13 protein-coding genes are annotated in these 13,164 nt (G+C 36.2%); 10 read left to right on the top strand and 3 right to left on the bottom strand.

The annotated features are described in order from the left end of the window. Positions 1-299: 299 nt before the first annotated feature. On the bottom strand, positions 300-2,075 hold the full coding sequence (locus tag H6F32_RS12535) for an iron uptake porin (RefSeq protein ID WP_190369673.1): 1,776 nt from the start codon (positions 2,073-2,075) through the stop codon (positions 300-302). A gap of 494 nt (positions 2,076-2,569) precedes the next feature. On the opposite strand from H6F32_RS12535, the gene H6F32_RS12540 reads away from it, so the two are divergent. Then, a complete protein-coding gene (locus tag H6F32_RS12540; protein ID WP_190369674.1) occupies positions 2,570-3,610 on the top strand; it encodes an NADP(H)-dependent aldo-keto reductase in 1,041 nt (346 codons plus the stop codon). Positions 3,611-3,749: 139 nt separating this feature from the next. Here the strand turns inward: H6F32_RS12540 and H6F32_RS12545 are convergent, their stop codons facing one another. Beyond that, positions 3,750-4,589 (bottom strand): site-specific DNA-methyltransferase, encoded by an 840-nt coding sequence (locus H6F32_RS12545; RefSeq protein WP_190369675.1) that lies wholly within the window; start codon positions 4,587-4,589, stop codon positions 3,750-3,752. A gap of 99 nt (positions 4,590-4,688) precedes the next feature. Continuing rightward, positions 4,689-4,982 carry a HindIII family type II restriction endonuclease gene (locus H6F32_RS12550; protein WP_190369724.1) on the bottom strand — a complete coding sequence of 98 codons (294 nt, stop codon included), beginning with the start codon at positions 4,980-4,982 and terminating at the stop codon, positions 4,689-4,691. 824 nt (positions 4,983-5,806) lie between these two features. Between H6F32_RS12550 and H6F32_RS12555 the strand changes: the two genes are divergently transcribed. The 9 genes from H6F32_RS12555 (at position 5,807) to chrA (ending at position 13,027) form a co-directional block, all read left to right on the top strand. Then, entirely contained in the window at positions 5,807-6,463 is a 657-nt protein-coding gene (locus tag H6F32_RS12555; RefSeq protein ID WP_190369676.1) for a class I SAM-dependent methyltransferase family protein, read from the top strand. A 2-nt stretch (positions 6,464-6,465) separates the two neighbouring features. Continuing rightward, on the top strand, positions 6,466-7,689 hold the full coding sequence (locus H6F32_RS12560) for a glutathione S-transferase family protein (RefSeq protein ID WP_190369677.1): 1,224 nt from the start codon (positions 6,466-6,468) through the stop codon (positions 7,687-7,689). Between the two features lie 123 nt (positions 7,690-7,812). Beyond that, the gene (locus H6F32_RS12565; protein WP_190369678.1) at positions 7,813-8,247 is read left to right on the top strand and encodes a beta-lactamase hydrolase domain-containing protein; all 435 of its coding nucleotides are present in this window, start codon (positions 7,813-7,815) and stop codon (positions 8,245-8,247) included. Between the two features lie 54 nt (positions 8,248-8,301). Then, positions 8,302-8,481, top strand: a complete 180-nt coding sequence (locus H6F32_RS12570; RefSeq protein WP_242031119.1) for an SDR family NAD(P)-dependent oxidoreductase — start codon at positions 8,302-8,304, stop codon at positions 8,479-8,481. Further along, entirely contained in the window at positions 8,466-8,540 is a 75-nt protein-coding gene (locus H6F32_RS21220; RefSeq protein ID WP_395939607.1) for a hypothetical protein, read from the top strand. Before H6F32_RS12570 ends, H6F32_RS21220 begins: the two co-directional genes overlap by 16 nt. A gap of 53 nt (positions 8,541-8,593) precedes the next feature. After that, positions 8,594-10,219: an FAD-dependent oxidoreductase gene (locus H6F32_RS12580; protein WP_190369679.1), complete on the top strand. Its 1,626-nt coding sequence runs from the start codon at positions 8,594-8,596 to the stop codon at positions 10,217-10,219. Between the two features lie 224 nt (positions 10,220-10,443). Next, positions 10,444-10,773 (top strand): 4Fe-4S binding protein, encoded by a 330-nt coding sequence (locus tag H6F32_RS12585; RefSeq protein ID WP_190369680.1) that lies wholly within the window; start codon positions 10,444-10,446, stop codon positions 10,771-10,773. 25 nt (positions 10,774-10,798) lie between these two features. After that, the gene (locus tag H6F32_RS12590; protein ID WP_190369681.1) at positions 10,799-11,746 is read left to right on the top strand and encodes a D-2-hydroxyacid dehydrogenase; all 948 of its coding nucleotides are present in this window, start codon (positions 10,799-10,801) and stop codon (positions 11,744-11,746) included. Between the two features lie 75 nt (positions 11,747-11,821). Further along, the gene (gene chrA, locus H6F32_RS12595; protein WP_190369726.1) at positions 11,822-13,027 is read left to right on the top strand and encodes a chromate efflux transporter; all 1,206 of its coding nucleotides are present in this window, start codon (positions 11,822-11,824) and stop codon (positions 13,025-13,027) included. The last annotated feature ends 137 nt before the right edge of the window (positions 13,028-13,164 follow it).

A 13,164-nucleotide genomic window follows, 5' to 3' on the forward strand; every position in this document is an offset into this window, starting at 1 on the left:
GGCATAGCGAGTCATATCAGGATGTTCAGGGAATAAAGGATTTACAGGATGAAAGATCATAAGCTAATGTGCAGCACTCACTGTATAATTAAAAAACCTGAAGTTACAGTAGCACAAGCATCTTGCTTGTATTAATTATTCAAGTTAAAGGCACAACAGCTTATACTCAAAACGGCTTAATTATCTGATTCTACAGGTAGGAGTTTTTCATGATTTTGGAAAAGTCCAAACCCAAGCCGTGTTTAGTATAAGTAGGAAAATCTGGATATCTTCAAATCCCATAAATCCTAATTTATACCTTAAAATCTAAAGGTAGTACGCAGCCAACCAACGACACTACCAGGATTTGTACTATCTGAGTTAGGTGCAGTAATCCAAATAAATCCAGGGGTAATTTCAATACTGTTCGTGAGTTTGTATAGATACCATCCTTCAATATGTAGAGATGTATCTTTATCAGCTTGACCCTTACCTGCTCCTAAGTCTACATTTGTGCTCAGTTTGGTTAGTGTTGGTGCTTGACCTACAAAAATAGCACCTAAGCTACCTTTTTTACCCAGATCAGGAGATGTAAGTCCTACTCCCCAGTTCCATACTTGACCATCTCCATAGCCTAAATAACGATGGGCTGAGTAACCTACAAAACTATTAATTGTTAGCCTGGGATTGATTCTATATAATGCTCCAATCCCATAAAGATTTCCTAATGTTCCTTTATCAACAATACCGTTAGTTGCGTTGTCTGGGTTAGTAGAAATGGTGCTATTTGCTAAATTACTCCCAGCCGCAGGACCAAAGTTTGTACCACCTTGACCTAATGTACCTGCTGGGCTATAGGTGTTAGCATAACTTAATCCTACTCGAAAGTTCTTTTTAGGGCTAAAATATGTTATTTGTCCAAATGCTACATATCTACCTGTGAATAAGCCGTTTTTAGGTGAGGGATCATTACCATTAGGCGCACTATAGGATAAACCTAATTGCCACTGTTTACTCAGATCATGGAGTATGGCAATTCCTGGACCTGTGTCTCCATAGTTATAGACCATATTCCGGCGGGAAAATCGGGAAATACCATTAGAAGCAGACCCTTCAAATGGATTTGTTGGACCGCTTAATCCTATTTCATTTGCCCCATCAGATTGGGCAAAAATGTTGAATTGGGTTTTGTTACCAATGGGGAACCGATAACGGATACCACCCATAATAATCTGATTTGGCCCAAAACTGGGACTAGCATTATCGGCTGTTCTGCCATCAAATGTTCCGAAGATTCCCCCTGTGGGATTGTTGGTACTAAGTCCAGTTCCTGTTCCTTTGGGATTAGGTACTCCACCTAATGAGTTAATATTTCCGCCTGATAGTGTTAATCGTAGTTGATCTTTACCAGTAAAACTCGTATTTAATACTAAACGAGCTTGATTCTGTAAGGTTATTGTCTTAGGTGCGGGTTGTTTGGTGACAACATTATTTCCTGCCAGAACTCCTCCAAGCACAAACTGAACTGTTCCTTGGAGTTTAGTTGTTGTGGAGAATTGATTACCTTCTAATTCTGTTGTTCGTGCTTCTATTGCGTCTAATCTTCCGCGTAATACGGTAAGTTCGGTATTAAATTCTTCACTTAGTCGCTGTATGGTTTCCAAATCTGTTTTTACGGCTAAATTAGACGTGGATGAGGCAATAAGTTTGTTGACTTGATTTAAACAAGCATTTAACCCAGCAGCAAATTCATAGCGAGTTAAAGCCTGATTACCGCGATACTTAGTATCAGAACCAACTAAACAGTTATAACGTTCTATAAGGGATTTTAATGATTCATAAGCCCAGTCACTTGGTTGAACATCTGAAAGTTGGGATACAGATGTAAGTTCTGACTCATTAGATAAAGAGGAAGGTTCTGCTTGGGCAATTATTTGAGTAGTTTTATCGTTATCAGCAGTATTTTCTTTGATGGATAATAGGTCTTCTTTTGTGTTATTTATTTCATTAGCTAGAGTTTTTGTACTAGCTGCTAGGACCAACAGACCTAGAGATATTGGCAAAGTGACTAATATGTTCCAAGTAGTTTTTTTCATTTTGATTGATAACTCCCCACACACACATAATTAACTAAGTACGAAATCGGAAATAGATTCCGCATTTACCTGATGAAAAATATCGCAACTGTTGAAATTAAGGATTGGCACAAAAGGGCTATTCTCGGTCAGTTTGTATTCGTGATGACATGAAAGCCTATAGTAATTACAAGATTACCTGATGGAATATTTTTTAATATTTGATAAAAAACATACGGTAACTTGATTGATTTACTGTAGTTTATCCTGAATAGATAGTATTTCACAAAAAATTTAAAATTCAAGTATTAGTGGATACATTTTTTTAAATTTTAATTAATTTCTAATTAATTGCTACAAAGGGTTGCTTAACTAAATTATGTATGATACTCTGAATTTTGAGCTATTAAATACGGTAAGTCAGTAGATTTAGTGTATTTTTATATAAAAGCCGTAGTTTGATTTTTTTTAGGAAAAAAGAATTAAGGTAATCTAAGGAGAATCATTGAAAGAGTATGAAATACAATCAACTTGGTGAAAGTAACCTGAATGTTTCTGAGATTTGTTTAGGCACTATGACTTATGGCCATCAAAATACGATTGAAGAAGCTCATGAACAACTTAACTATGCTGTTACCCAAGGGATAAATTTTATAGATGCTGCGGAGATGTATCCTGTACCACCGCGTGGTGAAACTCAGGGTAAGACTGAGGCTTATATTGGCGAATGGTTGAAGAATCAACAAAGAGATAAGTTGATTGTGGCTACGAAAATTGCAGGTCCTGGCCGTCCTTTTTCGTGGCTGAGAGATGGAGATGTGAAAATTGACAATAAGAATATTAAACAAGCTGTTGATGATAGTTTGCAGAGATTACAAACTGATTATATAGATTTGTATCAAATTCATTGGCCAGATCGTTATGTTCCTACTTTTGGTCAAACAGTGTATAATCCAGAATTAGTTAGGGAAACAGTACCTATTGTGGAACAGTTACAGGCGTTTGCCGATGTGATTAAAGAGGGGAAAATTCGCTATTTAGGTGTCAGTAATGAAACTCCTTGGGGTGTAAGTGAGTTCATTCGCATTGCTAATGAGTTGGGATTACCTAAAGTGGTTTCGATTCAAAATGCTTATAATTTGCTTAATCGTAATTTTGATTCAGGTTTAGCGGAAGTTTATCACTATACAAATGTTGGTTTATTGGCTTACAGTCCTTTGGGATTCGGTTTTTTAACTGGTAAGTATATCGAAAATCAACAATTAGAAAATACCAGAATAACTCTGTTTCCTGGTTTTGGACAACGTTATTTAAAACCCAATGTTCAGGAAGCGGTTAAGGCTTATGTGGAAGTTGCTAAGAAGTATAATATTTCTCCTGCACAATTAGCGATCGCATTTGTTAAAAGTCGTTGGTTTGTGAAAAGTACAATTATTGGTGCAACCACTTTAGCCCAATTGCAGGAAAATATAGGTAGTGTGAATGTAGTTTTGGATAAAGAGATTTTAGCAGAATTGGATGCAGTGCATACTCGTTATCCTAATCCAGCACCTTAGATAATATCTGACAAGATAAGGCGAATATAATTCGCTACTACAAAAATAAAGTCCGCCTGCGCGGACTAATTTTCCTATGAAAACTTTTAGCTACGCTAAATCCATATCTGACAATTAAAAATTAATAGAAAACGGTGCATTATATTTCATTAACGCACCCTACGGATTCTAAAGGTAATTGTAACTGCATTTTGTCAGGTGATTGTATCGGACTTTCAGCTATTTGACAATATTCATTACTAATATCAATACCTATAAAATTTCGTTGCATTTGTTGGGCAACCTTGCAAGTTGTACCACTACCACACATAGGATCAAGAATAATATCGCCTACATTAGACCATGAATAAATATGATCTCTAGCTAATTGACAAGGAAAAGGTGCAGGATGTCCTTTTGCTTCTTGATCTTCTAAATTTTTCCCAACTACATATTCCCAAATATTGCCACGAATTTTTTCATGTTTTACAGGATTGGCCATTTTTTCTCTTTTTTGATCATGTTTGGAATAATTTTTATATGTTGTTCCTTTTAAATCTAATCCTCCATGAAGACATTCTGTCATTAATGGGTTATGTGTTACTACTTTTCCTTTGCTAAGAACAAACATATATTCAAATTCATTATTGTATCTACTTCTATAAATTTGAGGAATTGGGTTCTTTTTTCTGAAAATCATTGTATCATGAAGATTAAAGCCAATTTCTTTGAAAAATAATGCTTGTTTAAAAGATGTTCCGGTTTCAGTTCCATCAATTGTTGCATCTCCTACTACCCAAACTAAAACACCTCCATTTTTAATAACACGATATATTTCTTTAGCTATTTCTTCAAAAGCAAATATATATCCTTTATAATTACGTAAATTGTCGTAAGGTGGAGATGTTAATACCATATCTATAGATTGATTATCAAAGTTTTTCATAACTTTTAAACAATCACCAGGTAATATTTTGTTGATGTATTCAGTGGTTGACATTTATTAATTCCTAATTTCAAAAATTGTATTGTTTGTAAATGAATTTATAGCTGCTATTTTATTTTCAATTTTATGAACTATCAGTAGTTATTGTAAAGCTTATTCATGAGTCATTTTCATAATTTTTGCTGCTTTCATAGACTCTAAAGCTGCTTGTTTTTCTTGTTTCCATAGTTTTTCCATTTTCTGATCAAATTCCAATATTGTAGTAGTTATTGCTATCCAATAACTAAACGCATCTTTTGATGGATTTAAAACCAAGATTTTTTTAAATATTTGGTGAAGCAATTCTTCTATCTTTTTGTTATCCTCAAACATAGAAAAAGAAATTAGCATAGCCAGATGTGAATATGTAAATATACAAACATTTTTTGTAGTAGCCGGTTGATAAATTTGGCTAGTTCTAAGCTAATGTGCAGCACTCACTGTATAATTAAAAAACCTGAAGTTACAGTAGCACAAGCATCTTGCTTGTATTAATTATTCAAGTTAAAGGCACAACAGCTTAACTGGTAATTGGTAAATTGGACATACAATCATTGTATAGTCTTTATTTTTTCTCCAACAGTCTTAAGTATTAGGGTGAAAAACTAATGTTATGGTTTTATATAAGCTAATTATAACTGAAAAACCATAATTATGATTGACAAACAATGAATAACTAAACCACTAAATGAATATCAATAAAGAATCTTGGATTATATTTCATTAATGCAACTTACAAAATGAGATATATCAGTTGAGATCCCTTTCAAAATCAAGGATCTTTTTGTTTATAACCTACCTTCAACACACTAAACTGTCACACAACGAAAACTGGTCGTTTAGAGATTTCGTTTTGGTACACAATACAACATTAATGGGGATAAAAATATTCAAAAACCGATTGTAACACCGAGGAATGCAGAATAAAATACGTATTTTTAATAAAAGTGATATATTATACAATTTTTGCAAATATAAATCATATCTACACGAGAAAAATCGTTTTTGGTAGGTTATTTCATCAAATATACTCACGTAAACTTAGTTTAAACAGTAGTAAATTATACACCATAATTATTTTTTTATAGATAGCTTGATTTTTTACTAATTGATATGTTACTCTATGTTTATCTTTAATCTACTATTTCTCGATAGACTTACAGTATTTAACATATAGAGAGGTTAGAAATAATCTCCAAAATCTGAATTTTTAGTAATTGGAAATCTTTTTTATGCCAAAAGACTGGTTAGAATGGCACGATCTTTATAATAGCGAACCTAAATTACAACAAAGGTTAGAAATCGTGCGGCAATATATTGCCTATAGTTTGGATAACGCTCCCACAGGAAACATTAGAATAGTGAGTCTTTGTGCTGGGGATGGACGAGATTTATTAGGGACATTACCAAATCATCCCCGTGCTAAAGATGTATATGCAAGATTAGTAGAACTCAATCCTCAATTAGTCGAACGTGGACGTGCGAATATAGAATCATTGGGTTTAACAAAGCAAATTGAGTTTATTAATGGTGATGCTACATCTGCTGCTAATTATCTAGGAGCAGCACCAGCAGATATTGTGATTGTCTGTGGTATTTTTGGTAATTTAGCTGATGAGAATGAACTGAATCGTTTATTAGAAAATTTAAGTTTTCTTACGAAAAAAGGTGCTTTTGTTCTTTGGACTCGCGGACATACTCACGGTATTGCTTATTCAGAAATAGTGCGTAAATACTTCCGTGAATTTGGATTTGAGGAGATTGATTTTCAACTCACGGCCACAGGAGATATGGGAGTAGGTATTCATCGTTATTTAGGTGAAAGTATAGCTACACCTAAACAAGAACAATTATTTGTATTTTCTGGCGTTCCTAATAAGGCAAGGTAAAAATGTCCATTTTTAGCACTACTATATCTAGTTGGGAAGAGATATTAGAAACTGCTCAACAAAATACTTCTGCACGAAGATTAAAAAGACCAGGACAGGCTCCTTCTACTGCTCCTATTCCTAGTAGTTATCATAAACTTGCACCAAATACAAAACCACCTGTGTTGTTATATCGAGATAGTAACTCTTGGTGTCCTTTTTGTGAAAGGGTTTGGTTTGCTTTAGAAGAAAAAGAAATTCCCTTTGAAACTGAATTTATTGATCTGAGTAATAAGCCTAAATGGTATACGGATTTGGTGCCAACAACTCTTGTACCAGGAGCTTATGTTAACGGTAAATTGGTTTATGAATCTAAAGACATTCTTCTAGAATTAGAGGAACAATTTGGAGAAACATTACTTCCAGAAAATTTAGAAGAAAATGCGATCGCCAGACAATGGATTGAAGATGTAGATCAAGCTAATGGTTTTCGGGATATTGCCTACAAATTCTTGAGACAACCTCCAGAAGACGCTAACGAATTAGAGAAATTAGAAACAGAGTTTGAAACTAAATTAAATCAAATAGAGCAAACCTTGGGTAAATACCCAGGACCATTCTTCTTACCAACATTTAGTTTAGTAGATATCATGTATAGTCCTCATTTAGATAGATTAGCTGCTAACTTACCAGTATATAGAGGCTATCACATCAAAGAAAATCCCAAATTTCCCCATATCAATACTTGGTTTGCAGCACTTAAAAAACGTCCTGCTTACAACAAAGTTAAATCAGACAATATTACCAATAACCTACTTTTACGTCGAAGATTTAGCGTAGAACCTATTGGTAATTCCTTACCTTTAGATATGGCTGACACTGAACATATTGAGTATCGAGCAGAAGCAGCAGAAAGATTAAGTGATAATCGAGAAATTGCTATTAGCGATGTTTTAAAAAACTCAGGTGTTCTATCTTTAGCCGTAGATAATGAGGTTTCTACGGTTAAAGAATCTGTTGATTTTCATTTGAGATTATTAGCTGATTATCTTGTTAAAGGTAATAGTCAATTATTACCAGGAGGAAGAACCGGAGGTAAGGAAAGTATAGATCCTATTATCGCTGCTATAGGGGCTATTACACTAGCTTATTTGAGAAATAGGATTTGCGCTCCACGAGATATGAGTGCGGGCGCTGCAACGGCATTGCGAGGGGCAATAGATAAGGTTTTACCTTCTATTTATTGATGTAATACATAAGGTTTTACCTTCTATTTATTGATGTAATACATAAGGTTTTACCTTCTATTTATTGATGTAATACGTAAGGTTTACCTTCTATTTATTGATGTAATACAAGGATATATCAAAATGAGTTATTTGAAAAAAGTTAGTGATGATTTGAGTATTTCTGGACAAGTTTCTTCTGAAGAATTAAAACAGTTGGCTATGGCAGGTTTTCAATCAGTTTTAAATTTACGTTCTCCTGATGAATATGGTTTTGTACTTGATGAAAAACAACAAGCGCAAATCGCAGGATTAGAGTATGTAAATATTCCTTTAAACTCCCATGTACCAAATCAAGAATTAACAACGGAAGCAATTCAAGCTATTGAAAATTTACCTAAACCAATTTTAATCCACTGCGCTGGTAGCGCAAGGGCAGGAGGTGTAGCTTTAATTTCTGAAGCAATTAAAACAGGTTTAACTTATGAAGAAATTACCCAAAAAGCTAAGGAGTTAGGTATTAATTTAGAACAGCCACATCTCAAGGATTTTCTATTAGAAAAGTTTGCAGTTAAGTAATTTTAGGTTGTTCAAGTTATTCAGTTTGTAAGTTTATTATGAGGTGTATTTTCTATGGGTTTAGAGTTAAACCTAACGGGTAAAACAGCAATTGTTACTGGTGGTTGTGCTGGAATTGGTTTAGCTGTTGCTAAGGCTTTGTACGGGGAAGGTGTGAATGTCGTTATCGCTGCTCGCAATGAAGAAAAACTGAAGAAGTTGCATTTTTGGTTTTATTTTTGGTTTCTGATTTAGCTGGTTCTATCACTGGTGCGGAAGTTCAAGTTGATGGTGGAACTATGCCAGGTATTTAAAGTGATCGCTATGGTTTTTCTGTTAATTAATGTTATAAAAAAGAGGAATTTCTATGACTCAAAAACAATTGTTGTCACAAGATAGGAATGTAGATCAAGTTTTATTGGCTGATGTGTTAGTGATTGGTGGTGGTCCTGCTGGAACTTGGTCTGCGTGGGGTGCTGCTAATGTTGGAGCGAAGGTAGTTTTGGTGGATAAAGGCTATTGTGGTACAAGTGGTTGTGCTGCTGCATCAGGTAATGGTGTGTGGTATGTTCCACCAGAAACCGACGGTAGGGAAGCGGCAATGGCTTCTAGGGAGGCTTTGGGAGGATTTTTGTCTAGGCGTGATTGGATGCAACGGGTTCTGGATCAAACTTATGTGAATATTAACCAATTAGCTGATTGGGGTTATCCGTTCCCTACGGATGGGGAAGGTAAGCCTTATCGGCGCAGTCTCCAGGGTCCAGAATATATGCGCTTGATGCGGCAACAAGTAAATCGAGCAGGGGTAAAAGTTTTAGATCATAGTCCTGCTTTACAGTTGTTGGTAGATGCGGAAGGTACGGTGGCTGGGGCAGTAGGGGTTAACCGTCAGAGCGGTAAGAAATGGATTGTGCGATCGCATTCGGTAATTATTGCCACTGGTGGTTGTGCTTTTTTGAGTAAAGCATTGGGTTGCAATGTGCTAACAGGGGATGGATATTTGATGGCGGCGGAAGCTGGTGCGGATATGTCAGGAATGGAGTTTTCTAATGCTTACGGTATTGCTCCTGCTTTTTCTTCGGTCACTAAAACTTTATTCTATAACTGGGCAACTTTTACTTACGCTGATGGTACTCCTATCCCCTATGCTGGTTCCCAAAAAGGGCGTTCGGTTATAGCCAAAACATTACTAACACAGCCGGTTTACGCCATTATTGACAAGGCAACGGAAGAAATGCAGGTGGCAATGCGGTTATCTCAACCCAATTTCTTTTTACCTTTTGATCGTGCTGGTATTAATCCTTTTACTCAACGCTTCCCTATTACTTTACGTTTGGAAGGAACTGTACGCGGTACTGGTGGTATTAGAATCACTGATTATACCTGTGCTACTTCTGTGGGTGGGCTTTATGCTGCGGGTGATGCGGCTACTAGAGAGTTAATTTGTGGAGGTTTTACTGGTGGTGGTAGTCATAATGCGGCTTGGGCAATATCTTCAGGGTATTGGGCAGGACGGTCGGCGGCTACATATTCCTATAGTTTGGGTGCGCAAGCTAACCAAAGGACTGTTTATGCTGTGGGTACGGTGGGGTTTGTCTCTGGTGGTGATAAGCAGTTTCACTGCGAGGATGTTATCAAGGCTACTCAAGCAGAGGTGTTTCCATATAATCACAATTATTTCCGTAATCAACGAACTTTGACGGAATCGTTGCACAGGTTACATTCTCTCTGGGATGAGATTCGCAACAGTGATGTAGTAAACAATAGCAATATTGTCCGCTCTAGGGAGTCTGCTGCAATGGTAGCAACAGCTAGATGGATCTACAGTAGTGCTTTAGAACGCAAGGAAACACGAGGTATGCACAAACATTTGGATTATCCGGAACAGGATCCTAATCAATTACATTATTTAATTAGTGGTGGTTTAGATCAAGTATGGGTAAAAGCTACACCTATACAGGAAAGAAGGGTGGAAGAATTTGTGATTATGTAGTGAGGAAAAAACTTTTTATTAAGTTCTTGTGGGGTAGGTATTATCCAGATGATCTGGAAGTTTATCCTTCTAGGGTTTACGTAAAATAGAATGAAGGTAGAGGTAATTAATGAGTTACTTTTACAAGATAATCAGGGTTGTAATTACTTTTTATGTAAGTCCTATTCACAATAGAAGAGGTGGGGGAGGTTCAATGTTTAATCAAGGTATTACTGGTAAATAAAATGATTGAGTTAATTAGCGAATCCCGGTGCATTCAATGTAATCTCTGTGTTAAGGTTTGCCCAACAAATGTTTTTGAGAAGGTACTAAATGCAGTTCCAAAAATTGCTAGGCAAGGTGATTGTCAAACTTGTTTTATGTGTGAGTTATATTGTCCTGTGGATGCTTTGTATGTTTCACCTGATGTAGAACCATTAACAGGAATTGATGAACAATCGTTGGTGGAAAGGGAACTTTTAGGAAGTTATCGTAAAAATATTGGTTGGGGAAAGTCTGTGATGGGTAGGGCTAAACAAGATGCAACATATCAATTGTTACAAAAGATGAAATAAACTATCAAAAATAATCGGAGTTATTATGAAACTCATTTTGCCAGTAGAAATTGCTCATGAAATTGAGCCGCATTTACCTGAAACCACTGCTGTATTGTCTGTAGATAGTGAGGGTAATATAGATGGTGATGCTACAGATGCGGAAGTTTATTTTAGTTGGTTTTATCTCAAACCTACTACTTTACATCGAGTATTAGATGCTGCACCTTTATTACGTTGGCATCATGCTCCAAATGCGGGTGTAAATCATATTTTGACTCCAAAATATTTAGAACGGGATTTGATATTGACTAATGGTGCTGGAGTGCATGGTATTCCTATTGCTGAATTTGTGATTACTTATCTACTGGCTTATTCTAAACAATTACCAAGTTTATATCAGCAATACAATGAGCGTAATTGGCAAAGAGGTTTACCAATTCAAGAATTATTTGAGAAAACTTTATTGATTATTGGTGCTGGTGGTATTGGTCAAGAAATCGCTGTTCGTGCTAAGGCGTTTGGAATGCGTATTTTTGGTAGTTCTCGTCATCCAAAACTATTACCAAACTTTGATAAAGTAGTCGGGGCTAACAAATGGAAAGAACTACTTCCAGAAGTAGAATTTGTGGTGATTGCCACACCTTTAACGCCAGAAACCAAGGGCATGATTGATCTAGAAACCCTGCGTTTATTTCGCCCTGATTCTTATTTAATTAATATTGCGCGGGGAGCGATTGTTGATGAATCTGCACTTAGCCAGGCTGTAGAACAAGGTTGGATTGCTGGGGCGGCTTTAGATACAGTATTTACAGAACCTCTACCACCGGAAAGTCCTTTGTGGACGTTACCAAATGTCTTTATTACCCCCCATTGTTCTGGAAATTCGCCTAGAGTTAAAGGGAGAACCATTGCCCTATTTTTAGAAAACTTCACGCGCTATCGTCAAGGACAACAATTACGCAATGTGGTTGATAAAACTGCTGGTTATTAAATAATAATAAATAATAAAACAATTATAGGTCAAAGTAAGTTGACTTGTGAATTTTCAATATAGATGACGCAAATTATGGAGTACAGCTTATTTAGTCGGTTGGGTGAAATAGCTATACTATTTTTAAAATTGGGTGTTATTGGTTTTGGTGGACCTGTTGCCCATATTGCCATGATTGAAGATGAAGTAGTCAAGCGTCGTCGGTGGTTGACACAAGACCATTTTCTCGATTTATTAGGTGCAACGAATTTGATACCTGGTCCTAATTCTACAGAAATGGCTATTCATGTTGGTTATATTTATGCAGGATGGTTAGGGTTGATTGTATCGGGTGTTTGTTTTATATTACCTGCTGTTTTAATAACGGGGGTGTTTGGGTGGGTTTATGTTAATTATGGTGGTTTACCTCAGTTTGCTCCGTTACTGTATGGGGTTAAGCCTGCTGTTTTGGCGGTTATGGTCAATGCTGTTTGGGGTTTGGCAAAAAAAGCAATTAAAAATTGTCAATTGTTGATGATTGCTACGGGTGTAGGGTTATTGGTATTAATTTGGCAAGTGAATGAAGTGGTTGCTTTGTTGTTTGGAGGACTGTTAGGTATGATTTGGTTACGTTCTGGAGGTCAATTCGGACCTCCAGGAAATAAGTTTAATCTATTGATTGCTTTTTTGACTACAAGCGTAACGTTACAAACAACATCCACTTTCAGTGCTGTGGCTAGTGCTTCTATTCCTTTATGGCAATTGGGATGGTTCTTTTTAAGGGTCGGTTGTGTTTTGTTTGGTGGTGGTTATGTGTTAATTGCTTTTTTACAACAAGGGTTGGTTCAAGAGTATGGTTGGTTGACTCAACAGCAATTGTTGGATGCGATCGCTGTTGGGCAATTTACTCCTGGACCTGTGCTATCTACTGCTACTTTTATTGGCTATGTGTTGGCTGATGTTCCTGGTGCGATGGTGGCTACTGTTGGTATTTTTTTACCGTCTTTTGTGTTTGTTGTTGCTTTAAATCCAGTTATTCCCCGCTTACGTGGTTCTGCTCGGATGAAATCTTTTTTAGATGCTGTGAATGCCAGCACTGTGGCTCTGATGGCGGTGGCGGTTTTGCAACTGGGTATGGCTACTTTAAATGTGGTAAAACCACCTTATGTAGATGTTTTAGGGATAGCGATCGCACTCATTTCCACAATTTTGATTACCCGCTATCACATTAATTCTGCTTGGCTAGTTTTAGCTAGTAGTTTAATTGGTTACATTGCCATAGCATTAGGTTATATCAAATAAAAATTGTTGAATATCTTAGCAGAGAAAATTCACAGAGAGGATTTGTCAGCAAACCCTAATTAGAGAAATATTTTTTTTACAGCAGATTGGAGATTTATGAAGTACATTAGCCTATTGAACTTCAAGTATTAAAACTA

This window comes from Anabaena sp. FACHB-1237, from assembly GCF_014696225.1.
Classification (GTDB): domain Bacteria; phylum Cyanobacteriota; class Cyanobacteriia; order Cyanobacteriales; family Nostocaceae; genus FACHB-1237.

Coding starts and splice junctions, on each gene's coding strand:
- H6F32_RS12590 (WP_190369681.1), top strand. CDS start 10,799: ATGAAACTCATTTTGCCAGTAGAAATTGCTCATGAAATTGAGCCGCAT.
- H6F32_RS12585 (WP_190369680.1), top strand. CDS start 10,444: ATGATTGAGTTAATTAGCGAATCCCGGTGCATTCAATGTAATCTCTGT.
- H6F32_RS12545 (WP_190369675.1), bottom strand. CDS start 4,589: ATGTCAACCACTGAATACATCAACAAAATATTACCTGGTGATTGTTTA.
- chrA (WP_190369726.1), top strand. CDS start 11,822: ATGGAGTACAGCTTATTTAGTCGGTTGGGTGAAATAGCTATACTATTT.
- H6F32_RS12535 (WP_190369673.1), bottom strand. CDS start 2,075: ATGAAAAAAACTACTTGGAACATATTAGTCACTTTGCCAATATCTCTA.
- H6F32_RS12570 (WP_242031119.1), top strand. CDS start 8,302: ATGGGTTTAGAGTTAAACCTAACGGGTAAAACAGCAATTGTTACTGGT.
- H6F32_RS12540 (WP_190369674.1), top strand. CDS start 2,570: ATGAAATACAATCAACTTGGTGAAAGTAACCTGAATGTTTCTGAGATT.
- H6F32_RS12565 (WP_190369678.1), top strand. CDS start 7,813: ATGAGTTATTTGAAAAAAGTTAGTGATGATTTGAGTATTTCTGGACAA.
- H6F32_RS12560 (WP_190369677.1), top strand. CDS start 6,466: ATGTCCATTTTTAGCACTACTATATCTAGTTGGGAAGAGATATTAGAA.
- H6F32_RS12555 (WP_190369676.1), top strand. CDS start 5,807: ATGCCAAAAGACTGGTTAGAATGGCACGATCTTTATAATAGCGAACCT.
- H6F32_RS12580 (WP_190369679.1), top strand. CDS start 8,594: ATGACTCAAAAACAATTGTTGTCACAAGATAGGAATGTAGATCAAGTT.